At 60.4% G+C, this 20,479-nt stretch carries 25 protein-coding genes and 6 tRNA genes; 14 read left to right on the top strand and 17 right to left on the bottom strand.

From position 1 onward, the window contains the following. Window positions 1–29 precede the first annotated feature (29 nt). The 17 genes from ACFV9H_RS05805 to ACFV9H_RS05725 all read right to left on the bottom strand — a co-directional run bounded on the left by ACFV9H_RS05805 (window position 30) and on the right by ACFV9H_RS05725 (window position 9,770). Window positions 30–317, bottom strand: coding sequence for a hypothetical protein (locus tag ACFV9H_RS05805; protein WP_385393808.1), 288 nt, complete (start codon window positions 315–317; stop codon window positions 30–32). Window positions 318–389: 72 nt separating this feature from the next. After that, a complete protein-coding gene (locus tag ACFV9H_RS05800) occupies window positions 390–989 on the bottom strand; it encodes a hypothetical protein (RefSeq protein WP_385393805.1) in 600 nt (199 codons plus the stop codon). 359 nt (window positions 990–1,348) lie between these two features. Continuing rightward, the gene (locus tag ACFV9H_RS05795; RefSeq protein WP_385393802.1) at window positions 1,349–1,708 is read right to left on the bottom strand and encodes a hypothetical protein; all 360 of its coding nucleotides are present in this window, start codon (window positions 1,706–1,708) and stop codon (window positions 1,349–1,351) included. Between the two features lie 23 nt (window positions 1,709–1,731). After that, entirely contained in the window at window positions 1,732–2,085 is a 354-nt protein-coding gene (locus ACFV9H_RS05790; RefSeq protein ID WP_385393799.1) for a hypothetical protein, read from the bottom strand. Window positions 2,086–2,394: 309 nt separating this feature from the next. Beyond that, on the bottom strand, window positions 2,395–2,988 hold the full coding sequence (locus ACFV9H_RS05785; protein ID WP_385393797.1) for a phage gp6-like head-tail connector protein: 594 nt from the start codon (window positions 2,986–2,988) through the stop codon (window positions 2,395–2,397). A gap of 17 nt (window positions 2,989–3,005) precedes the next feature. Continuing rightward, window positions 3,006–4,058 (bottom strand): hypothetical protein, encoded by a 1,053-nt coding sequence (locus ACFV9H_RS05780; RefSeq protein ID WP_385393795.1) that lies wholly within the window; start codon window positions 4,056–4,058, stop codon window positions 3,006–3,008. Between the two features lie 15 nt (window positions 4,059–4,073). After that, window positions 4,074–4,652 carry a hypothetical protein gene (locus ACFV9H_RS05775; RefSeq protein WP_385393792.1) on the bottom strand — a complete coding sequence of 193 codons (579 nt, stop codon included), beginning with the start codon at window positions 4,650–4,652 and terminating at the stop codon, window positions 4,074–4,076. A gap of 68 nt (window positions 4,653–4,720) precedes the next feature. Continuing rightward, window positions 4,721–6,070 (bottom strand): phage portal protein, encoded by a 1,350-nt coding sequence (locus ACFV9H_RS05770; RefSeq protein ID WP_385393951.1) that lies wholly within the window; start codon window positions 6,068–6,070, stop codon window positions 4,721–4,723. Window positions 6,071–6,148: 78 nt separating this feature from the next. After that, window positions 6,149–7,531: a hypothetical protein gene (locus ACFV9H_RS05765; protein ID WP_385393790.1), complete on the bottom strand. Its 1,383-nt coding sequence runs from the start codon at window positions 7,529–7,531 to the stop codon at window positions 6,149–6,151. Between the two features lie 201 nt (window positions 7,532–7,732). Continuing rightward, window positions 7,733–7,990: a hypothetical protein gene (locus ACFV9H_RS05760; protein ID WP_385393788.1), complete on the bottom strand. Its 258-nt coding sequence runs from the start codon at window positions 7,988–7,990 to the stop codon at window positions 7,733–7,735. Window positions 7,991–8,410: 420 nt separating this feature from the next. Then, window positions 8,411–8,483 (bottom strand) — tRNA-Pro (locus tag ACFV9H_RS05755). A gap of 277 nt (window positions 8,484–8,760) precedes the next feature. Then, window positions 8,761–8,837: transfer RNA gene (locus tag ACFV9H_RS05750), tRNA-Leu, on the bottom strand. A gap of 138 nt (window positions 8,838–8,975) precedes the next feature. After that, a tRNA-Trp gene (locus ACFV9H_RS05745) sits at window positions 8,976–9,046 on the bottom strand. Between the two features lie 101 nt (window positions 9,047–9,147). Beyond that, window positions 9,148–9,221, bottom strand: a tRNA-Val gene (locus ACFV9H_RS05740). A gap of 7 nt (window positions 9,222–9,228) precedes the next feature. Beyond that, a tRNA-OTHER gene (locus tag ACFV9H_RS05735) sits at window positions 9,229–9,299 on the bottom strand. 54 nt (window positions 9,300–9,353) lie between these two features. Beyond that, a tRNA-Met gene (locus tag ACFV9H_RS05730) sits at window positions 9,354–9,429 on the bottom strand. Beyond that, window positions 9,420–9,770 (bottom strand): HNH endonuclease, encoded by a 351-nt coding sequence (locus ACFV9H_RS05725; RefSeq protein WP_385393786.1) that lies wholly within the window; start codon window positions 9,768–9,770, stop codon window positions 9,420–9,422. The genes ACFV9H_RS05730 and ACFV9H_RS05725 overlap by 10 nt, the downstream gene beginning before the upstream one ends. A 483-nt stretch (window positions 9,771–10,253) precedes the next feature. On the opposite strand from ACFV9H_RS05725, the gene ACFV9H_RS05720 reads away from it, so the two are divergent. From ACFV9H_RS05720 to thyX, 14 genes are all read left to right on the top strand, one after another. Next, complete coding sequence (locus tag ACFV9H_RS05720) at window positions 10,254–10,748, top strand: hypothetical protein (protein ID WP_385393783.1); 495 nt, start codon at window positions 10,254–10,256, stop codon at window positions 10,746–10,748. Between the two features lie 639 nt (window positions 10,749–11,387). Next, window positions 11,388–12,140 carry a RecB family exonuclease gene (locus ACFV9H_RS05715; RefSeq protein ID WP_385393780.1) on the top strand — a complete coding sequence of 251 codons (753 nt, stop codon included), beginning with the start codon at window positions 11,388–11,390 and terminating at the stop codon, window positions 12,138–12,140. A 127-nt stretch (window positions 12,141–12,267) separates the two neighbouring features. Next, window positions 12,268–13,101 carry an AAA family ATPase gene (locus ACFV9H_RS05710; protein ID WP_385393777.1) on the top strand — a complete coding sequence of 278 codons (834 nt, stop codon included), beginning with the start codon at window positions 12,268–12,270 and terminating at the stop codon, window positions 13,099–13,101. 46 nt (window positions 13,102–13,147) lie between these two features. Further along, window positions 13,148–13,486 carry a hypothetical protein gene (locus tag ACFV9H_RS05705; RefSeq protein ID WP_385393775.1) on the top strand — a complete coding sequence of 113 codons (339 nt, stop codon included), beginning with the start codon at window positions 13,148–13,150 and terminating at the stop codon, window positions 13,484–13,486. Beyond that, a complete protein-coding gene (locus tag ACFV9H_RS05700; protein ID WP_385393773.1) occupies window positions 13,486–13,914 on the top strand; it encodes an endonuclease VII domain-containing protein in 429 nt (142 codons plus the stop codon). Before ACFV9H_RS05705 ends, ACFV9H_RS05700 begins: the two co-directional genes overlap by 1 nt. Next, a complete protein-coding gene (locus tag ACFV9H_RS05695; protein WP_385393956.1) occupies window positions 13,914–14,111 on the top strand; it encodes a hypothetical protein in 198 nt (65 codons plus the stop codon). Before ACFV9H_RS05700 ends, ACFV9H_RS05695 begins: the two co-directional genes overlap by 1 nt. Beyond that, window positions 14,032–14,484, top strand: coding sequence for a CHC2 zinc finger domain-containing protein (locus ACFV9H_RS05690; RefSeq protein WP_385393949.1), 453 nt, complete (start codon window positions 14,032–14,034; stop codon window positions 14,482–14,484). Before ACFV9H_RS05695 ends, ACFV9H_RS05690 begins: the two co-directional genes overlap by 80 nt. Next, a complete protein-coding gene (locus ACFV9H_RS05685; protein ID WP_385393771.1) occupies window positions 14,378–15,007 on the top strand; it encodes a topoisomerase in 630 nt (209 codons plus the stop codon). The genes ACFV9H_RS05690 and ACFV9H_RS05685 overlap by 107 nt, the downstream gene beginning before the upstream one ends. After that, window positions 15,004–15,417 (top strand): DUF3310 domain-containing protein, encoded by a 414-nt coding sequence (locus ACFV9H_RS05680; protein ID WP_385393769.1) that lies wholly within the window; start codon window positions 15,004–15,006, stop codon window positions 15,415–15,417. The genes ACFV9H_RS05685 and ACFV9H_RS05680 overlap by 4 nt, the downstream gene beginning before the upstream one ends. Before the next feature lie 205 nt (window positions 15,418–15,622). Then, the gene (locus tag ACFV9H_RS05675; RefSeq protein ID WP_385393767.1) at window positions 15,623–16,435 is read left to right on the top strand and encodes a metallophosphoesterase; all 813 of its coding nucleotides are present in this window, start codon (window positions 15,623–15,625) and stop codon (window positions 16,433–16,435) included. Continuing rightward, on the top strand, window positions 16,432–16,986 hold the full coding sequence (locus ACFV9H_RS05670) for a hypothetical protein (RefSeq protein WP_385393765.1): 555 nt from the start codon (window positions 16,432–16,434) through the stop codon (window positions 16,984–16,986). Before ACFV9H_RS05675 ends, ACFV9H_RS05670 begins: the two co-directional genes overlap by 4 nt. Then, window positions 16,983–19,019, top strand: coding sequence for a ribonucleoside-triphosphate reductase, adenosylcobalamin-dependent (gene nrdJ / locus ACFV9H_RS05665; RefSeq protein ID WP_385393762.1), 2,037 nt, complete (start codon window positions 16,983–16,985; stop codon window positions 19,017–19,019). Before ACFV9H_RS05670 ends, nrdJ begins: the two co-directional genes overlap by 4 nt. Window positions 19,020–19,162: 143 nt before the next feature. Then, on the top strand, window positions 19,163–19,621 hold the full coding sequence (locus tag ACFV9H_RS05660; RefSeq protein ID WP_385393759.1) for a hypothetical protein: 459 nt from the start codon (window positions 19,163–19,165) through the stop codon (window positions 19,619–19,621). Between the two features lie 63 nt (window positions 19,622–19,684). After that, the gene (thyX, locus tag ACFV9H_RS05655) at window positions 19,685–20,383 is read left to right on the top strand and encodes an FAD-dependent thymidylate synthase (RefSeq protein WP_385393755.1); all 699 of its coding nucleotides are present in this window, start codon (window positions 19,685–19,687) and stop codon (window positions 20,381–20,383) included. The last annotated feature ends 96 nt before the right edge of the window (window positions 20,384–20,479 follow it).

The raw sequence follows: 20,479 nt of genomic DNA, 5'->3' as shown, positions 1-20,479 counted from the left end.
GAAGTCCTGGATGACGCGGACGACTGAGATCAGTTTCCCGTGTCGGTGTCCCGGCCCTGCGCCTTAGAGAGCTTCTCAGCGAAGACGCCAAAGTCCCGGATAGTCGGGCGAGTTGCCTTGTAGGCCGCCCACTGGGCCTCACCAACGATCAGTCGGCAAGCCTCAAACTCGTCGTCGGTCTCCAGGACCTCAAGCGGGAAGTCCAGCGGGTGAGGAACTTCGAAGGTGATACCCGCGTGCTCGAAGGTAACCGGGCCCTCTTCGAGAGCCTCCGCCTTAGCCGCGGTGGTCTTGCGAGTGGTCTTGGGAGCAGTCATAGGGGTCTCCTGCAATGGGGTTGGGTGAGAGAGACTGCCGGGGACTTAGCCCGCCCCGGCTCGGGTAACTACTTACGGAGTGACGGCCTCAACGATGTCGTCATTCGTCAGCACGTAACCAAGCTGGCCGTTGAAGTCCAGGGCCTCAAGCGTAAGTTCGTACTTTCCGTTCTCGGTGCGGTTAAGCTGGATCGCACCGCGGTCAGAAATCATGGCTCGGGGGATGACGCAGCGGTATCGAATGTCACCGTGCTGCCAGTCCACGACAATGCTGATTTCCTTGAAGTCTGGGGTGCTGGACAGGTTCAGCCGGTAGTCACCAGTCGGAGTCTGTCCCGCCATAACCGGCTCCCAGGAACTTCCCCAGAAAAGCTCGGTCGTGAGCTCGTTGGTCTCCTGAAGCGTGGCCTTGAGGCTGAACGAAGCCTTAGTCACGTTGTAAAGAACCGGTACTGCTGACTGCCAGGCTTCAACCGGCTGGGTCTCCACGGCAGGGGTTAGCGTGATACCGGCAGGGTCCACATAACCAAGGGACTTGTAGCCAGTTGGAGCGGTTGCACCATCACCGACAGCAGTAGGCGGGGTAGTACCACCTCCACCTTCGACCGGTGCCGGAGCAATGTAGAGGGCACCATTGGGCGCGAACCTGATCTTGCGAGCGTCATTGGCCATACGCGGCCTCCTGAGGGCATGAAAAAAGCCCCCAAGAGGGGGCGTGACGGTTAGGGTTGGGGGGTGCGAAACGTATACGCCCTACACGGAGGAGCAGCTTCAGCAAGCCTGTTTCTCGACCCAACCGGTAATCGCCCGGCCATCCTGTCTGAGGTGGCCGTGCGGCAAGAGGATCAGGGAAAGGGCTGGGGAAGCGAGATCCTAAGGCTGGTCTGTACTGAGGCTGATGCAGCAGGCGTCACGCTGATGCTGTCTGTGGACCCAGGGCCTTACGGGCTTTCCTACGGAGACCTAAGAGACTGGTATGGCCGTCATGGCTTCGTCGGAGACTCCACCGACGACGTCATGATCCGCTTGCCTTACTGAGAGGTAAGGAAGACGGCCACCTCGCCGCCGTACATGTGCTCTCGACTGGAGTCGTCTGGGAAGTAAGCCGGAGAAGCGATGTCTTCGACATCAAGCACCAGGGCGCCGGCCACGGTCCGGCCGGGAAGATCTTCGAGGAGCTTTTCCCGTACCAGCATGGCGAGATCAATGCACACCTTGCGGTCCAGGGAGTACACCGAATATTCGATGTCTGCCCGGTCCGCGGAGTCTCGGACAATACGGAATCCTCCGCTGTGTTCCAGGTACACCGTGGTGTCTCCTGCAACATGCTCCGTCATGTCGCCCTTAGGGGCGCCGACAGGAACATCAGGAAGGGAGCGGAGATAGGTCACCAGGACCTGAACGGGATCTAGTCTCATTCCACCCTCGCCTTCAGCAGGGCGGACTTGAGGAAGCGCCGGCCTGGGTGTCGCCGGCCGGCTGGGTCAGTGAAGCCCCGTTCCTGAAGCATGGCGTGCCGTGCACGGGGGTTCGCCTCGATGACAATGCCGCCGTACCAGCCATCACGGTCCATGTTGACCACTGCATCAATCTGTTCCCGGATGCTGTTCCAGGACGTTCGGGTGCCAACACCGCGGCGGGGAGCGTCGCCCTTGGCGTACGCGTCGATGCGCTTCACGGCCAGGCGGACAGCATCACGAACTTCGGGGCCGGTAAAAACTTGGCGCTGCCAGTCCCGGTGTATGACGAGCTTCGTGCGTGCAGTCATCGAATCGACCTCCACGCCGAAAGCCGGATGTGCCGGCGGGACGTCTGCGTGTGCCGGCGGGGGTCTCCGTCGACCTCGAACCAGAGGCCATCCAGGCGGAGCCTGTCCCCGTCGGCCACGACGGCCGAGAGGGGAAGGAATACGGCCCGCCGTTCCTGGGAGATGTCGCGGGCAGGAGAGAAGGATTCGAAAGCCTTGTCAGGCTGGACGCTGCCGTGACCGGACCAGACCTTGACGGCCTGGCCCCAGTCAGGGCGGGAGGTGTAGGCCGACTCCACCTTGCGGGAGGCTCTCCAGACCTCCACTGGATCAGTCATGGAGTACATGAGGCCCCCTCAGGTCGAGGCAGGGGCCTTCACGGAGGAGCGTCATAGAGCCAGCACCGCGGCGCCGGTACGGCTTCAAGGCCGCCTTCGAAATGGGAGAGAGTGCCTGCGCCGACGAGGCTCCAGAGAAGGACACCTCTACCTCTCCAACTCGCTCCGACTCAACGCCAGGAGAGAGCGCCATCCACCGAATGACTTCAGAGCAGGAGACTGCTCGGAGCGAGGCCGGCGGAGCCTCGTAGCCCCAGGAGCCGGTAACAGTGATGGGGGCCAGGCCCCAGCCTTCGTTACGTACGAGCTGCCGACCGGTGAAGGTCCAACCGCTCAGCTCCTGGCCGTCCTGGTGGACGGAGGTGATGGTGAGGAAGGTGCAGAGCCGAGCTGGTACCGCGAGGCGGTAAGCCCCCTCCGGGTAGAGGGTGAAGGACTGCCCGGTACGCCGGTCCATGTCCCGGCCGCAGTGGTCCTCAATGAGGCCAGTCACGTCCTCAAGGAACGCCTGAATACGCGGGTGTTCGTCTGGGGTGACAGGCCGCCCTATGCGGGCGGCCACGTCATCCACGGAAGCCAGAGGCATATAGGCTGCCTCCTTGCTTACGGCGCGTCGTTTGCGGTGTTGTGGGTCGAGATCATCGCCTCAACGCCCTGAGCCACGATTAGCTGCTCTGGGCGGATTACCTTGGCGTCGTAGATGACCCGGGACTTAACCGCGTGGGTGAACTTCTTCTCTGGCTTGTACGCCTCCATCTCCGCGAACGGGATGATGAGCGAAACGGCAGAGGTCGAGCCCATGAACATGTCGACGCTGGAGAAGTCCGTGTGACGGTTCTTAACGAGCTTCTCGTTCGGGCGGGTGTGAGAGCCGAGGGTGTTTGCCACTCGGACAGGGACACCCAGGATGGTGCCGATAACGCCAGTCGGCATTACGGCCCCACCACCAAAGTGGCTCGCGTCGATGAACTTCGGGTCACGCAGAAGCGCGCTACGAAGCTTCGGGGAGATGAAGAGGTAGCGATCCTGTGGAGCACCCTTGATGTCGAGCTTCTCAAGCATGGATACAACGAAGTCGTAAACGCTGATGTCCTGAGCGGCAGAGAAGTCACCATCAACGAGCTTGGTGACAGAACCGTGCAGGGCCGGCAGACCGGAGACGGTTGCGTTCCGGTCCTCAGTACCATTCAGGTCCTTGCCGGCCACAGCCGCAAGAATGGTCTTCGCAATCAGCGAGTCAAGAGTGTTGGCCAGAGTCCGGGCACGCTGAGAAACCAGGTTGGTCATCAGGTCAATACCGGACTTCGTCTGAAGCTGGTGGAGGTTGTCAAGCTCCAGGTGGAAGGACGAGCCCTTGCCTACAGTCATCTTGATGTACTCAAGCTGAGCGTGGTCCGCGGTGCCGATGTCGCCGTACGCCTTCACGATGCCCTTGTCGGTCACGGTGTCAACGAAGTGCGGGATTCGGATTACGTCGCCCTCGCGCCGGAACTCGCCCTCATACTGGCGGTTCACGATTTCGGGAGAGCCGAGGACGAGATTGTCATCCAGGTCCTCAAGGAGCTGGGAGACCCAAATCTCTGGGATGAACTGACCGCCGGTCGTCTGAAGAGCGCCGGCGCCAGTGTTGTTACCTGGCTGGGTTACAAAGGTCATAGGCTACCTCGTGATTCAGAGGTCCCCCCTCATAAGTGCGTCGAGCCGGCCCGACTTGCGGGCAGCGTTGATCTCACTGGGGGACATACGGGAAAGGGAGTCAGCGCCGATCTGGCCGGCTGAGTAAGAGCCGGAGTCGCTCTGACGGCCAAGGCCGATCCCCTGGGCAAATTCAGGGGCCGTGGACGGCTTGGGAAGGGACTGAACGAACGCAGTGATTGCCGTGGAGTCAGGGGAACCGTCTGCACCGACAAAGCGGGAGAGGTTCAGGAACTCTGCGGCCGGGAGGGAAACACCAGCAGTAGCGGCCTGGACGCGAAGCTCTGCGTCTACAAGCCGGTTGCCAACCTCAGAAAGGGCGGCATTGCGGGCCTCACTGCGAGCCTGCTCTAGGGCCTTCTCGGCGTCCGTCATGGACGCCTCCTTGATGGCCGCAAGCTCGGTGCGAGCCTCGTTCCAGTTCTTTTCGTTCTGGCGAGAAAGGGCCTTCCACCGCTCGACGTCTGCCTGAAGAGTTGCCACGTCCGGCACGCCCTCAGAGGTCGTTGGGTCGGGGGTGGTCTGCTGGTCGTTCTGGTTCTGCGTGTCGTTCATGGGTGCCCTCCATTGCGGTGGCATGAAAAAGGCCCCCATTCCGGGAGCCGTCCTAGTGGTTGTACGAGCTAAGCGGCCTTGCGGGCCGCGTTACCTGAATTGCCCTGAGGTGGCTTGCGAGCCTTGTCCTCGTTGGCCTTCGGGTCTTGGTTCTGTTCCTGCATCGGAGCTGGGAACTTCTCCGCCAATTCCATTGCGTCCTTGGCATCCTGTTCCCGCATCGTGCGGAAGCGTTCAATCTGCTGAGGGGTGTAGCCAGCATCAGACAGGAGCTGATCCCGAGGAACGCCGATAAGCTGAAGCTTGAGTAGGGCGTCCATGTGCTGAGCCTCGGTGCGATTCTCCGGATCTCTCCAGATGACTTCAGCCCCGTGAGCATCGGCCCGCGGGTCCTTGAGCACCTTGAAAGCCAGGCGCATTACGCGCTCCCAAGCTTCACCAAAGTGCAGCATGCGTTCCCTGGTCTTAGCGATAAGGCCAGCCTCCGCAGAAGTAATTGACTCGCCGGAAGGCGCGGTGCCTCCGTTGAGAAGGAAGTAGTGGAACGGAATACGGCTGATGCTCGCCATATGCTGAACCAGCATGTTGACGAGGTTCACGTAGTTCTTGAGATCGGCGGCCTCAAACTGGCCAAACTTCACGTCGGGGTTCTCTGCCTGAAGGAGCTTGTCTACGGCTACCTTGTACGGCTCGATAGGTCGGCCCTGCTCGTCCTCCTGGATCTCCAGGCCGGTCACGTAGCGCTGTGGCCAGGCTGCGAACTCGGAGGCAATGAGTGCGTCGGCAACCGTCTTGTTGATCGCGTCTGCCAAGGGGATGACCAGCGCGAGATCAGAGATCGGCGGACCTGTGAGCCTCGCTCGGTTCTGGATAGGAATGACGGGAACCTCTTTAAGAGGGTTCGCCGCCTTCTTGTACTGGCCCCATGCTCCGGTGAGTCCAGAGCCGGTATAGACGGCATCAGCAAGCCACAGCGTGACGTGCTCGCGTCCCCAGTCATCGGTATAGAACTTGGCTGCTGCCTCGATCTCCCAACGAGAGCCAGGCTTGTACTGCACGACCACGTTTTCCGCGGACTCAACGGTGATGACCGGTTGTCCATCGGAATCAGCCCAGACAACGGCGTATGAGACTCCGTGAACCATTGCGTCCAAGTGGGCCGCATTGGACTCAGCGTCTAGGTGGTTCCGCTGCCAGATGTCCCGTGCGGCCTTGTCGCCGCCTGGCTCATCAGTCATTTGGAAACCGTCGATGAACATACGCTCATTGACCGAGTCCACGATCAGACCACAAAAGTTGTCGGCCCAGGAGTCGAAGAGCCGGCCAAACTCGCTCTGATACTTGGCCTGGGCGAAAGCCATACGCTGATGTCGGCCGTCGTAGTACCCGGAATATCGGAGTAGTCCTGAGCGTCGCATCAGGAGCTTGCTGTGTAGGTAGTCCACCCAGGCCGCCGGCGTCGCCGGTGGGGAACCAATGTCAATGTCGGCCAAGGGCTACCACCCCACTATTCGGGACCTGCGTACCTGCATTCGTCCATCAGCGATGGCATCGGCTCTGGCCTCCATGGCGAGAACAGCACAAACGGCTAGGTCAATCTTTCGCTTCGAGCGCGGCGAGTCTTTGGTGATCAGAAGGCCCTGAGGGACTTCCCGGGTAACGGCGTTGAGGATGTGTCGGCTAAGCCGGTAGTCCCCATCATGTTTCACGTCGCCGACGGTTACCGCGGTGCGGAGCCTTTCAACGGCCTGAACCATGCGAGTTGGCTTGTTCGTCCAAAACTCAAATACGGTGTCGTCGCCGTGCTCCATTGCCCAACGGCCAATGTTCTCCTGCCAGTAAGGCGGGTCGGCGTACATCCAGGCAACGCGGTAGGTATTGAACGTGGTGGCTATCGCAGCCTCCACAGAAAGTACGTCGACTTCCCACTCATCAGGCGCGTTCTCCGGACGCTCCCAAAGGCCGAGAACGAATAGCTTGGCATCTCGCATTCTGACGCCAATGAGCCCTGTACTATCTCCTCGGATACTTCCATCGAAGCCCACTGCGATCTGATCGCCAGGCTTGATCGGGTCATCCTCGGAAAGGCAGGCGTCCCACTCTGTCTTGCTCATCCAACCATCGCTGCTTTCAGCGATCTGGTTGAAGAAGAACCGGCAATAGGTGCTGTCCGGAGTAGTACGGTCGTAGAGGATCGTTCGCGTCAGGCCGTCGATGTCGGCCCAGGCCGCATCTCCGTACGACTCCACGAGGGCCGCTCTCACTGCGACCTCGTCGCGGATGTCCTCTACGCTGATTCCGCCCTCAAGGCAGTCGTAGAGCCAGTAACCCTGTGCGACCATCTCACTTTCGTGGATGATCTGAGCTACAGAATCCTCGTTGGGGTTGTAGGCATTTGTCGTGGAGACCCACCTACTACCGGCCTTGGTAGTCTTTTCGATATTCCGCTTGAGGGTCTGAAAGAAATCCGGGCCCCCGTTGGAACCAACCCAGTGATGGCACTCATCCATAAGGCAGAAGCTCGGCCGGTTACCCTCGTTGGTACGGCCGGCAGTGGCCTTCGGCTTGATGCTTCCGGGGCGTCCAGACTTGAACTGGACAACCATCTTTCCGATATCCAAGCCGTACTCAGCTTCAGCTGGCGACTCCGACAGCATGCCTCGGATCATGTCCATCGTCTGCTCGGTCTGGTCGAGTGCTGTAGCACCAACCTGAACGACGGGAAGAGGGACCGGCTTACCCACTGGAAGGCCGAAGGCGTCGAAGTGGGAGAAACGGCAGGGCCCGAGGAACTCGACAATTGCGAGAGCCGCGAGAAGAGGTGTCTTGCTAAGCCCCAGCCTTTCGCCCTTCGCAGGGTCGCGGCTGAGTAGGTCCACCCCCCATCCGGCTTGATGCTGTAGAACCACAACACAAACCGAAGTTGCTCGGGAGTGAACTGCCAGGGCTCGCCAGCCCTGTCTCCATCTGGCTGGACAATGTACTTCTGAGCCCATCGGATGATTGAGTACCCGAGAGTCTCAGACGGCTTCGGGACCCCTGCCGGCAGATTGCCTGTCTGCAAGAGCCTCACCGCCTATCTAAGAGCCGTTCAGCAGCTTGTAAAGCTCCTCGTCCATGTCAACGGCATTCGACCCCTCAGCAGGCTTCGGAGCCTCTTCGGGGGATTCGGATTCAACGGTCATACGGAGCCTGGCGCGGTCCTCGACAGTGGCGCCCCACTTAGCAACCCTCTGCCGGATCTCGCCGGCTACCTTGTGGTCCCCGAGAAAGAAGGCGTCAACAAGCTTGGTCGTGATCTCCAACTCGCCCCAGTCGGTAGCAGTCCAGTGAGCCACTTGAGGGGCAGTGCTCCATGTCTTCCAGAACCGGCGTGCGCCGGCTGTCTGTATCCCAAGAGCCTTCGGGAGCTCGCGGCCTGGCTGGGTGCCGGCGCCGAGCTCCTGAGCGTGAGCATGGGTGTTCCTGCGTACCGCGTTCTCCTTGGGGGCTGGTCCTCGTGTCACAGCCTCACCGCCGGCAGCTCGTCATAGAGGTCCTCCAGGTCATCCAGCTCGTCTAGGGCCAGCTGTCGCCAACTTCGAGTGCGACGAGCCCGGTTGGGCTCAGCCGCGTCTCGGAGGCGAGGGCCTTCGGCGGCCTGGTCATCCTGGTGCATCTCTGCATCACCCCTGAGGTAGCAACATCAATAGGAGTCACGTCCTGGTGGGCAGGCATGACGAAGGCCCCGCCCACATCGGGCGGGGCCTTGCTGGTTGTCTGGTCGGCCGGACTCGAACCGGCGGCCTCTCGGTCCCAAACCGAGCGATCTACCAACTGAACTACGACCAGGCGGTGAGAGTCCCGCCCCCGGGTTCGAACCGGGATCTCTGCGGACTGTCCCCGGGTCTCCCTTTGCGGGGGCCGGTACCGCGCACCTCTCCCTTGGGTCAGGCGGACTCTCACACGGTCTACGGGCAGGCGGGCTTACAACCCCGTTCGGCACAAGCCCCACAAGGGCAAGGGTTACTAATGGGCGGCCTGCTCGTAGAAGCCTCGTACGTCCGGCTTCACTCAGCTTCCCTCCGGACAGGGGTCGCACTGGCGCCCACAGCGGGGCGGTACGAGGTGGTACCCACTCCGAGACTCGAACTCGGAAATTCCTCGGTCTAAGCGAGGCGGCTTTGCCAATTTGCCTAAGCGGGCAATCGGGGTGACGGACTTGAACCGTCCCCCCACCTTTTCGCAATCAGGGTGACTAGCCCTGGCTACTCGGGCGGGGCTCGCCGTGAGCCTACCCCTTGTCCTATTTTTGCAGCGGTCAGGCCGCTATCGTCGGACCAGCACGGGTGGAAGGAATCGAACCTCCGCGGGCGGTTTTGGAGACCGCTGCTCTACCACTGAGCTACACCCACGTAAGAAATGGCCCGGTGCAGGGCGGGGACTCGAACCCCAGGAGGCCAACCCCCGCGCATTCGCTACGGTGCCGGCACCCGCCGGCTTACCCATTCCCTTGTCGGCCTGGAGGGACTCGAACCCTCAACATCCGGCTTGTAAGGCCGGCGCTCTCCCTAATTGAGCTACACGCCGTAGTTTCAGTGCGTTACGGGATTCGAACCCGCGTCACCTCCGAGCTGGAGGGGTCCTAAGCCACTAGACGAAACGCACAGCTCCTCCGTCCCCTGATCAGGGGGAGTTTCAGAGCCAGGGGAGCTACCCCTTTGGTTGGCTCACCCGGGCTCGAACCGGGGACAACTGGCGTATGAGACCAGCGCTCTACCAACTGAGCTATGAGCCGTTGCCGGCGCCTCGCTGGCGCCGCTCTTCCAGAGTCTTCAAACTGTGGCAGGGTTTGCAAAGGGTTTGTGCATTGGTCAGCTCCCATGTGCCACCCTGGGCTACAGGTACTACGTGGTCGACCTCCAGGCCGGCCCGCTCACCGCACTGGACGCAGGCAAAACCGTCGCGAGCCAGCGCACGAGGACGGACAACCCGGTCCCACACGCGGTTACGTGCCTGGTTGCGGGCGCTCGTTCGAGCCCAGGCCCGCTCTGCCGGAGCGTGCTCAGCGCATCGACCTGCGCGGACCGTTCGGAGGGTGCATCCTCGGATGAGACAGATGGACGCAGCTCGGGGCATAGAGACCTCCGAGATTCTTGATCAAGGGCTAAGACAGGCATAAGGTTCCGTTAGGACTAGACCTGTTAGAGATGGAGTGGCCCCGACGGCTGCTGATCTGGCGCCGGGGCCACTGCCCCCCTGGGCCTCTGACCTGGACCTCAGAGGGTCGACAGGGAGCCGCGCAGCAGGGAGGAGACTTAATCAGTGAGTCACCGATTGATTACAAGTGGACTAAGAGGTTCCCTTGATACGGATGTAATCATCCGCATATCTATGCAGATCCTTAGGAGGATCTGTCAGTAGTGACTCTCTCTTTTGCTTCTCACTATGTATGTACGTGTCCTGTGAAGGGTTTGAGGACAAGCGAACCCCCCGATGAGACGTAGGTCACATGTCTACCCGGGTAGCTGAAATACGACTGGCGGTAAGTAGGATGCTTCGGATGCGCTGACATCCCGCTTCTTTCAAATCCGAACGAACGACTTGCGAAGGAATCCTCTGGTGGCCCTCCCCGATTATGCGGACCTGCAAAAGCTGCTGTCGGCCGGCCTGACGCAGCCCGAGATTGCGAAGATGTACAAGGTTTCGCAACAAGCCGTGTCAAAGAGGATGGTTCAGCGTGACCATTACCGAAGGGGGACAAATGCGCCGGTGACGGCTGCACTCCCCTGGGACATCACTGGAAGGACCGATAAGGCCCGCCTGATGGATCAGCGCCCCTTCCGCGGCCTTCGCTACTTCGTGACCGATCGCATGGGCTTTCCGCTCTCTGAGCGAGCAAGGCAGGATCTGGCGCTTTTCGTTAACAAGGTCCGAGATGGTCACGTTCTGACGCTTGATGACGAAAAGGGCTTCGTCTACCTGCCCCGGACGCCGGAGGATGGCCAACTCGTTGTGAGGTGGCCAGACGACCCGAGCCGACCTCTGACATCAGCAGACGAAGCAATGTTCTCGCTGCCGGCGGGCGAGGAGACGACCGCGCTGAGCGGCCAGTAGCCCCACGACTGGCGGCACTTACCGGGCGGTAGGAAATCCGCCCATACCCCCTGAGGCCCAACAGGCATTGACCTGTTCGGGCCTCGTTTGGTTGTAGCGATCAAGCATCGCGCTTTTGTGACATGGGTCACAGGTTTAAGAGCGAGCACATCCAGCCATCACATGACTACAGTCGATCCCCAGGACGCCCGCACAGGCGTTCGAACGAACATCGAACGGGCAGGTGAGGTGTGCTAATGGTCTTGGGGGGGATCTCATCGCGCTGGACCACAGTGGAAGCCCTGAGGGCGAGAATCGGTCAAGCGGCTCCGATCGCACGAGCCGACGACTACCGGTCTGAGTCCCTCGTTATCACCCGTATCGCGACCAATACGGTCGGCACGTACTACATCGTCGTGGAATGTGACGTGATGACTCCGGAGGACATCACCGCCCTGGAGGGGCTCAGTGGCGAGCTGATGAGCCCCTGGCGGTCCTGCATCGTGGAAACCGATCTGTGGGGCCGCCCGCACCGGGAGCTCCCGTTGTCGAGCACGTTCATGGTTCACCTGATCCACCCGGCTTGCCCGGTTGGAACCAAACCGAAGAGGAGCGTCTTTGTCTGACCGATACAGCCGTGTTGCCACGATGACTCGCTCTGTGAGTCAGGTTGAGCAATACGAGAAGTGTGCGCATCAGTTCTATCTCCGCCGGGTGGAAGGGGTCACCCCTCGCCCGGCGGCGTGGTCTCACCAGGGCACGAGCTTCCATACGGCCTGTGAGGCCGTGGAGCGCAGCGGCCGGCAGATGTCAACCAAGGCCGCGGTAACGCTCTTCAGCAACGAGTACAGCGCCGCTGTGAACCGCGCCCTCGAAGACGAACCAGACCTGAACCGTTGGATGACGGCCGGCCCTGACGGGGCATCGGATATCGAAGCTCGGTACACCCTTGGCCAGGAGCAGACCGCAAGCTATGTTCGCTGGACCAAGGAGAACGAGCCCGAGCTCTGGAAGGCCGAAGACGGCACTTTGGGTGTCGAATTGCACTTGACTGCCGAGATAGGAGGCGTCAGAGTTCAGGGCTACATAGACCAGCTGGTCACTGAACCCGACGGCTCCATCAGAATCCGGGACCTCAAGACCGGTACGACCAAGAGCCGATTCCAGCTTGAGACCTATGCGGTTCTCGTGCGGAAGGCTCTCGGTTTGGAGGTCCACCGTGGAGACTGGTACCAAGCCAAGAAGGGCGGCCTAACCCGCCCCGTGGATCTGGCCGGCGTCACCGAAGATGAAGTAGGAGAGCGGTACATGCAGATGGATCAGAGCGTGAAGCGAGCAGAGTTTGAGCCCAATCCGGGCTTCGGCTGCCGGTTCTGTGATGTGTCGCATGCATGCCCTTTTCGTCGGCCCTAAAGGTTGTGTTTCGGTCATCTGAACCATAGAATCCAGTCCAATCCCCCACCCCTGACGGGGCTATTTTTTAGCTCAGCGGGTTGTGTTCCGGTCACGGGTGGGGGTTTACAAGAGAGGAGGGGGAGGCGTGTTCTCTCTAGCCCAGTCAGTAGGAATTCGAGGAGCAGCCGGCGAGCCGCTGCCTCACCCGTTCAAGTCGCTGTCCCGCCTCGAAGTCGAGTTCCGGCGGGCCGAGTTCTCGCTAGTCGTAGCCGGCCCCGGCACAGGCAAGAGCCTCTTTGCCGCCAACCTGGCCACGTATGGCAACATGCCGGTGATGTACTTCTCGGCAGACTCCAGTGCTGCAACGCAGACCGTACGCACCACAGCCATGATTACCGGCGGCGACGCAAAGAGCATCAAGGCCGCCCTTCTCGGCGGCGACTTTGCGAAGTACCTTGCAGAGATCGGAAAGCGCTGGTGGCTGCGGTTCAACTACTCGGCCTCGCCTGCTACGTCCGAGCTGGAGCGTGACCTTCTCTGCTATTTGGAGGTCTACGGAACCATTCCGCATCTGATCGTGGTGGACAACATCACGAACGTGGATACGGGAGCCGTGGGCGATGCCGAAAGTTATACCTTTGGGCTCGAAGGTCTTTGTGAGTACCTTTCCGAGATGGCCCGAGCGACTAACGCACACGTTCTTGGACTGCACCACGTGACGGGTGAACACTCTGATGGGCTGAACCCCATCCCCCTCTCTGGAGTCAAAGGGAAGGTTCACCGTGTCCCGTCGCTCATCTTGACCATCCATAAAGAGGTTGACGGGATGAACAGCCGAGTTCTAAATGTGTCCCCCGTCAAGAATCGTGAAGGCTTCGAGGACTCTTCTGGGGGTACCTTCGCAAGCTTCCGGCTCAACCGCGCCAACCTCCGGCTGGAGGAGATTGAAGGCGACTTCCCGACGGATTTTGCTGCTTAAAAAGTTGTGTTCCGGTCATCCTGTAGTTACCTTGGTGGAGGAAGGCGTGAAGATGAACAAGAGCGTCAAGGGCGGATTCAGAACTGAGCGAGAGTTCGGCTTCCAGCTCGCGGAGCGCTTCCCTGGGCTCGACCTCACCAAGGTCGACACCGAAGGGGTTGCTCTCATTGTTGACATCGCTAACCCGCGGTACCTGAACCTCTATCAGCTCTCCAAGGCCCTCCTTTCCGCCGCGAAGGGCGGGCTGAAGACCGCGGTAATCCACCACAGGGCCCGTGGGATAGCCGAGGCCATTCCTCTCTTCACCCTCTGGGCCCTTGTTGACGAGAACAGCGATCTCAAGGAACAGCTTCGCCTCGAAGCAGCAGTGCGGACGGCCGCCTAGTGGTTGGTCCTCGAAAGGGCTTTAGAGAGTGCACGAAGTGCGGTAAGAGCAGAGCTGAGAAGTTCTACACCTCGCCGCGAGGGCGGGTGTGCTCATCCTGTCGAAAGCAGGGCCGGCGCACAGCATCGCGAAACGCTCGGATCCAAACTACGTACGGGCTGACGGCCGAGGACTACCAACGACTCTTTGAGTTCCAAAATGGCCGCTGCGCTATCTGCCGCGAGACGCGGAAGACCAATCTGGCTGTAGACCACTGCCACAAGACAGAGGCCATCAGGGGCCTGCTGTGTGCCCGCTGCAACGGGCAACTTCTTGCCCGCGGAGCTCGGGACCGTCCCGACGTTCTGAGGCGAGCAGCGGACTATCTCGAAAGCTTTCCGGCCTGGCAGGCGCTAGGCCCTCGATACACCCCAGCGAAGGACAGCTAATGAAGAAGCCTCAGAGCTCCACCACTATTTCCCTGCGAACCTCTGCTTCCATCAGCGATGACGAAATCAGGAAGGCCGCCGAGACCATTAGCACTCTTGCGGTTCTTCTACTGCCCGATGTGGAGGTCAACGTCACTACCAGCCTTGCTGTCTCCGACCCTAAGGGTGCCAAGGGTGGATGGAGCTACGACTTCTAAGCCGCCTATCGCGGCTGTGCTCGCCCGCTACTACGGGCTAGACATAAAGGTGCAGAGGGGCCGCCAGAAAATCTGTTGCCCCCTCCACGCCGATGAGCATCCTTCAGCATCAGTCAACGTCGATGCGGATCGATGGGCCTGCTTCGTCTGCTCCGTTTCGGAGGACTCATATGCCGTCATCATGAGGGAGGAAGGCATTGGCTTCACTGAAGCCCAAAAACTTGCACGTCGCGAATTCAGTGGAGATTGGGCGGACGTATCACGAGATGTACCCCGGCAGTCCAGCCGAGGCGTACGTAGCCGCTCGCGGGCTTTCGGCGGTAGCAGCGCAATTCGGTCTGGGGTACGTCGGTTCGGCGATACCTGGACATGAGCGATACCGCAACCACCTGGCCATCCCGTACCTGAGGCCGGCCGGCGGCGAGGACGGAGCCGCCACGGTTCGATTCCGCTGTGTTGATGACCGATGCGTGAAGGACGCAGACGGCATCTATCTCTTCCTCAAGGGAGAGAAGGAGCGTCACGAGGGCCACGGCAAGTATCAGACGCTTCCTGGTGACGTACCGCGGATGTTCAATACGTCCGCCCTGATTCGGTCGAGCCCCTACCTCGTGATGGTGGAAGGCGAGTTCGATGCGATGACATGGGAGCTTGCCGGCGTGCCGGCGGTTGGGTCTCCCGGAACCGGCACCTGGCGCGACTACTGGACACCAGCATTCCGCGGTTACGAAGTTGTCTACCTCATTGCCGAGGATGCTGCCGGACTCACCTTCATGGATGAACGAGCCGCAGAGATGCCCAATGGGCGGGTTATCCAGATGGCTGACGACTTGGACAGCAATTCTACTCTACTGACGCACGGGGCTGACGTGCTTCGAGGAAGGATCGGCCTGTGAAGTACAAGGCAGGTGACAAGGTGAGGGTTACCGCTGATCGCGGCGGCTTCGGGTTCGTGGGAGTGCGGGGAAAGGTGTACTCGGTGAACTCTCACACCACCGCCCCCTACCCCTACGGAGTGAAGCTCTATTTGGGTGGGCGCGTGGAGTACAAGGCATTTGCAGAGGACGAGATAGAACCTTTGGGCATCGAAGAGGCGGACTACTCGGCCATCGACAGCCCGGGCCACTACACGTGGCTTCCCAACGGACTTCAGGTCATCGACCTGACCGAGCACATGAATTTCAGCCGAGGCAACGCAGTGAAATACCTGTGCCGTGCCGGCCGCAAGGACCCTTCGACGGAACTGGAAGACCTGCGTAAGGCTCTTTGGTACGTGCAGCGAGAGATTGCGAGGCTGGCTAAATGATATACAGCGAGGAGTGGAAGACCCGAAAGGGGTTTCCGTCTGAGTTGAACAAGGGTCGAGTGGTTGCACTGGTTCGATGCCCTATCTGCGACTCGCCGGCAAAGGATGGCTGTCAGCGGGTCAATGGCCTTCCGCGCGGTCAAGTACATGAAAGGCGCTGGGAGCGAGCGCACGAGTTTCTCACCAAGATCGGCGGGTACGGCCAATGAAGCGAATAGTTGTCATCTCTGATACTCAGATCCCCTACCACGATCCACGGGCACTGAAGAGCGTCGTCTCTTTCGTGGGTGACTACCAGCCTGACGAGCTGTATCAAATTGGTGACCTTAACGACTACCCCACCCCCTCACGCTGGAGCGAGGGCACCAGACTTGAGTACCGGCAGCAAGTGCGGGAGGATTCCGATGCCACCAAGAAGCACCTCTTTGAGCCCCTCCGCAAGGTCTACAGTGGCCCCTTCGGCATTCTCGAAGGGAATCACGACCTCCGCCCTCGTACTTACCTCTCTAATCGGGCCCCGGCACTTGCCGAATACGCGGATGAGTTTCACTTTTCCAAGCTCCTGGACTTCGACGGATTCGGCATCGACCTGACGCCGCCATTCCACGAGGTTGGACCGGATACGGTTCTCATCCACGGGCACGAGATCAAGGGCCTGTCGCAGGAGGCCGGCAAGACGGCACTACGGCACGCGCTGAAGGCCGAAGTCAACGTAGTCATGGGCCACACTCACCGCCTGGGCGTGATGCGTGTTGGCCGCGGGCACCGCGGCAAGGAAACAGTCCGCTGGGGCTTCGAGGTCGGAAACCTCATGTCGCGCCGAAAGGCGGAGTACCTGGGCGCCGGCGGCGTGGCCAACTGGCAGGCCGGCTTTGGAATCCTCTACGCCACGGCGGACCACGTGGCTCCCTATCCGATCGACATCAAGAGGGATGGCAGCTTCGTGGTAGAGGGCGAAGTCTACGGAAAGAGTGCCCGGGGCACTAACGGACGATTCGTGAAGGGGGTAGCTGCATGACGGAAATTGATTGGGTCTACATGGCCGAGGTTGCTGACAAGGTGGGAACCTCCGTGGCTCGCTCCTGGAACATCGTGGAGAAGGATGACGTTAAACAGCACATTCTTCTTCACGCCTACGAGCGCCGGCCGATGCTCGAAGAGCACTTTCACAACGAGGTCTTTGTCTGGGAGTTCTGCCGAAAGGTAGGGCGACAGTTCGCGTCCGCCGAGCGCGATGCCAGGGACGTAGAGGATGGGCGGTACTACTACACGCCTGACGAGGCCAAGATGGCGCTTGGAACCTTCATCTACACCGATGAAGAGATGGGCGGCATGCTGGGCAAGCGGGATGACCTCCTGTCCTGCCGAATCACGGACAACCTGATGTCGGCTCGCAATGACGCCAAGATGGCTTTCAACCGCCTTCAGAAGGCAACACAGGCCGTACTCATGAAGCGGTATGTGTACGGACTACCTCCGGTGAATGACACCGAACGCAAGGCTAGTAACAGGGCGCTTGACGCTCTTGCAAGGCAGATGAATCGAGACATACGAAAGGTGGCCGCATGACCTTTGCGACCGAGACAGCACGAACGGTTTTCGAGCGGACTTACTCCCGAGTGAAGCCGAGCGGCGAGCAGGAGACTTGGGAAGAGACCGTAGAACGGGTGGTAGACGGGAACCTCGCGCTTGTAGCGGATCGCTACGTTGAACCCACAGAGCGGGTTGCCCTTCTGGACCTGATCGGCAACCTGAAGGTTCTGCCAGCAGGCCGGCACCTCAAGAGCAGTGGCGTGAATGACTTCGCCTTGAATAACTGCTGGGCCGCGGGCTGGGACAAGGAGCGGCCTGAGGAGCACTTCACCTTCACCCTTCTCCGCCTGGCCGAAGGCGGTGGCGTCGGCGCCAACTACTCGTCCCGCTACCTCGAAGGGTTTCCCAAGGTCACGGTGCCTGTAGAAGTACACATCGTGTGCGATCCGGACCACGCTGACTACCTCGACCTCGTTGAGGCCGGTCTCATCTCCACCTCGTACTCTCACGAGTGGACCGGGGCTTACGAGGTAGGTGACTCTCGGGAAGGCTGGGCTGAAGCCCTCGGGGACCTGATCCGCACCTCCATGGACCCTGCCACGAGGCACAAGCAGCGCGTGTATGACGTTAGCCGTGTCAGGGCAAAGGGAGCTCCTCTCAAGCGGTTTGGCGGTACAGCCTCCGGGCCGGCGCCGTTCGCAGCAATGATGAAGGCCGTGGGCCTGGTCCTCGCTGAGCGCGTCTGGATCGACCCTCAGGCCGATGGTGGAGAGCGCTGGATCGGCCAGGAGCTAACCGGCATTGACGCTATGAGGATCGACCACGAGATTGCTTCGGCCATCGTGGCCGGCGGAGTCCGTAGGTCGGCCCGCATGAGCATCATGCATTGGTCCGATCCACACATCTGGACCTTCTTGCGGATCAAGGCTCAGGGAGGCCACTGGACGACCAACGTATCGGTGGAGATCGATGCCGACTTCATTCGATACCTGCGCAAGTTCTCCTCTCCCTCCATGCCCATCCTTCGGGAGATCGCTAAGGGCATGCTCCGAAATGGCGAGCCCGGAATCTGGAACTCTTCGCTTACCGCGAAGGGTGAAGTGGATGGAACGTACACGACCAACCCATGTGGTGAGGCAACGCTGACTCCCTGGGAGCCATGCAACCTTGGTTCTGTGAACCTGGGCGCGTTTGTTGGCGAAGATGGAGAGGTGGACTGGAACGGAATTACCGAAGCTCACCGTTATCTGACGCGCTATCTGATTCGAGCTACTTTTGCCGAAGTGGCAGACCCCAAGTCGGCTGCTGCAATTGCTCGGTACCGCCGTATCGGTGTGGGGCATCTCGGCTTTGCCGACTACCTTGTGAAGCAGGGGATCAGGTACTCAGATGCCGGCGCCGATAGTTCGGTCTCCTGGGACCTTGCAGACATGGCCAAGGTCGTAGACGAAGCTGCGGACGAGTATTCCAACCTGCTGAGGATCCCTCGCCCCATCAAGACACGCGTAGTTGCTCCGACAGGCACCACTTCGAAGCTTGCCGGCGCTTCAGGAGAAGGTATTCACCCGCCGTTCGCCGGCTACTTCATCCGGCGTATGCGCTTCTCGGATCTGGAGCCGGGTGAGAAGGTCCAGGTGGAGGAGTATCGACAGAAGGGGTACCACGTTGAGCCCGACAAGTACGCGGCTAACACCTCCGTGGTCTCCATCCCAACCAAGGACCCGCTTATTGATGCCGGAGAGGACGTGTTTGAGCATGCTGGTGATCTCTCCGTAAAGAGCATGCTTGCAGTGCAGTCCCTCTATCAGGATGCGTGGGCGGATCAGGCAGTGTCGTACACGGCAAATGTTGATCCGGCTAAGTATTCGGTTGGCGATCTGGTAGAGCTGCTGACACCGTTCCTGCCTGAGCTCAAGGGAACCACAATCTTTCCGGAACGGAGCTTCGAGCAGCCGCCTTATGAGCGGATCACCAAGGCGGAGTACGAGCGCCTTACCGCGGAACTTGGCATCGAGACCGCGGATACCTCCTACGACGAACTGTGCGCCTCCGGCGCATGCCCGATTTAGCTTGCCCTTTAAGCTGTGTTCCGGTCACACCGAGAGCACTGAACAAAGGAACTGACGGAATGACCTTTCCCAGTCCATTCGATGGCGCCTCCCCGTGGGGCGAACCGAACCAGCCAACCCCAACGCCTCAGGAGAGTGTGCCTATGACGACTGCCCCCGTTTCCGCCCCAAACCCGTTCAAGATCGGCATGACCCTGAAGGCCGCTTCCGGCTATGAGGCTGAGTGGCTGACGCCTTCCGTGTACGGCGGCACAGCCGACGAAACGGCACAGCGGGCCGTCGACCTCATCAAGGCCCTTGCGGACCGCGGAGTGATCGAGATGGTCTCTCACGCAGCCGTAAAGATGCGCGACACCCACCAGGCGCCGGCTGGCCGTGGTGGCGGTTCTCCGAAGTTCCAGAACGGCCGAGTGCAAACCCAGCAGCAGGACCAGGCCCCGGCCGGCGCCGCAGGTGTGGCCGGCGACAACTGCCCGCACGGACGTACCCACCGAACCGGCAGCAGCGCTAAGGGCCCTTGGGAAGCGATGTTCTGCTCTGCCCCGCAGAAGCACCAGCAGTGCAAGGCCCTGTTCCTTCAGAAGGACGGTTCTTGGACCTAACCGAGGCCAGTTAGTCACTGACGGGGGCCGGGGAAACTCGGCCCCCTTCTCTTTGGAGTAACCATGAAGAACCGTAGTGACATTACGGTGCAGCTCGTCAACGTAAACGCCCTTGATGAGCATGTCGTTCAGGCCGCCCGCGTCTCTACTCAGGGATCGGACTCCATCACATCCACGGGAAGCCCCGCAGGACTCATCAACTTTCTGATGCGTGATCGACACGGCAGTCCATTCGAGCACACCTCTTTCACCTTCCTCGTGGAAGCCCCGGTTTTCGTAGCTCGTGAGCACATGCGCCACCGGGCCGGCTGGTCGTACAACGAAGAATCTGGACGGTACAAGGAGCTGGAAGGCGTCTTCTACATCCCATCCCTGAGTCGACCGCTCTTGCAGCGCGGGAAACCAGGGGCGTACGAGTTCGTCAGCGGAAGCGATACTCATTTCTCGCGAATGGTCGCTGACCTCTTCTATGCCTACGGCGCCTCCTATGACGCCTACAAGGACATGCTGAAGGCTGGTATTGCACGCGAGATTGCCAGATGTGCTCTACCCGTTGGCCTCTTCACGTCCTACTACGCCACATGTAACGCCCGATCACTCATGCACTTCCTTTCTCTGCGAACTCGCTCCGCAGACGCCACTTACCCATCTTTCCCACAGCGAGAGATCGAGCTGGTTGCCGAACAGATGGAGAAGACATTCCAGGCTCACATGCCAAGCACTCACGCCGCGTTCGTGGAACACGGCCGAGTAGCCCCCTAACCAGACGGCAACGACTCTTCTGGTTCTGCCTGGGGGTGACTGCCTCGAACTGCGTTTTCATCGGCGCAGCCGCTTATCACAGGTACTTCTAGGGGG

It is taken from the genome of Streptomyces sp. NPDC059874 (assembly GCF_042731135.1).
Classification (GTDB): Bacteria; Actinomycetota; Actinomycetes; order Streptomycetales; family Streptomycetaceae; genus Streptomyces.
This window is presented reverse-complemented; position numbering and strand designations above follow the sequence as displayed.

Excerpts from the sequence above, each read along its gene's own strand:
- ACFV9H_RS05805 (WP_385393808.1), bottom strand. The coding sequence starts at position 317 with ATGACTGCTCCCAAGACCACTCGCAAGACCACCGCGGCTAAGGCGGAG.
- ACFV9H_RS05800 (WP_385393805.1), bottom strand. The coding sequence starts at position 989 with ATGGCCAATGACGCTCGCAAGATCAGGTTCGCGCCCAATGGTGCCCTC.
- ACFV9H_RS05790 (WP_385393799.1), bottom strand. The coding sequence starts at position 2,085 with ATGACTGCACGCACGAAGCTCGTCATACACCGGGACTGGCAGCGCCAA.
- ACFV9H_RS05785 (WP_385393797.1), bottom strand. The coding sequence starts at position 2,988 with ATGCCTCTGGCTTCCGTGGATGACGTGGCCGCCCGCATAGGGCGGCCT.
- ACFV9H_RS05780 (WP_385393795.1), bottom strand. The coding sequence starts at position 4,058 with ATGACCTTTGTAACCCAGCCAGGTAACAACACTGGCGCCGGCGCTCTT.
- ACFV9H_RS05775 (WP_385393792.1), bottom strand. The coding sequence starts at position 4,652 with ATGAACGACACGCAGAACCAGAACGACCAGCAGACCACCCCCGACCCA.
- ACFV9H_RS05770 (WP_385393951.1), bottom strand. The coding sequence starts at position 6,070 with ATGCGACGCTCAGGACTACTCCGATATTCCGGGTACTACGACGGCCGA.
- ACFV9H_RS05725 (WP_385393786.1), bottom strand. The coding sequence starts at position 9,770 with ATGCCCCGAGCTGCGTCCATCTGTCTCATCCGAGGATGCACCCTCCGA.
- ACFV9H_RS05695 (WP_385393956.1), top strand. The coding sequence starts at position 13,914 with ATGAAGAAGCCTCAGAGCTCCACCACTATTTCCCTGCGAACCTCTGCT.
- ACFV9H_RS05690 (WP_385393949.1), top strand. The coding sequence starts at position 14,032 with ATGTGGAGGTCAACGTCACTACCAGCCTTGCTGTCTCCGACCCTAAGG.
- ACFV9H_RS05685 (WP_385393771.1), top strand. The coding sequence starts at position 14,378 with ATGTACCCCGGCAGTCCAGCCGAGGCGTACGTAGCCGCTCGCGGGCTT.
- ACFV9H_RS05675 (WP_385393767.1), top strand. The coding sequence starts at position 15,623 with ATGAAGCGAATAGTTGTCATCTCTGATACTCAGATCCCCTACCACGAT.
- ACFV9H_RS05670 (WP_385393765.1), top strand. The coding sequence starts at position 16,432 with ATGACGGAAATTGATTGGGTCTACATGGCCGAGGTTGCTGACAAGGTG.
- nrdJ (WP_385393762.1), top strand. The coding sequence starts at position 16,983 with ATGACCTTTGCGACCGAGACAGCACGAACGGTTTTCGAGCGGACTTAC.
- ACFV9H_RS05660 (WP_385393759.1), top strand. The coding sequence starts at position 19,163 with ATGACGACTGCCCCCGTTTCCGCCCCAAACCCGTTCAAGATCGGCATG.
- thyX (WP_385393755.1), top strand. The coding sequence starts at position 19,685 with ATGAAGAACCGTAGTGACATTACGGTGCAGCTCGTCAACGTAAACGCC.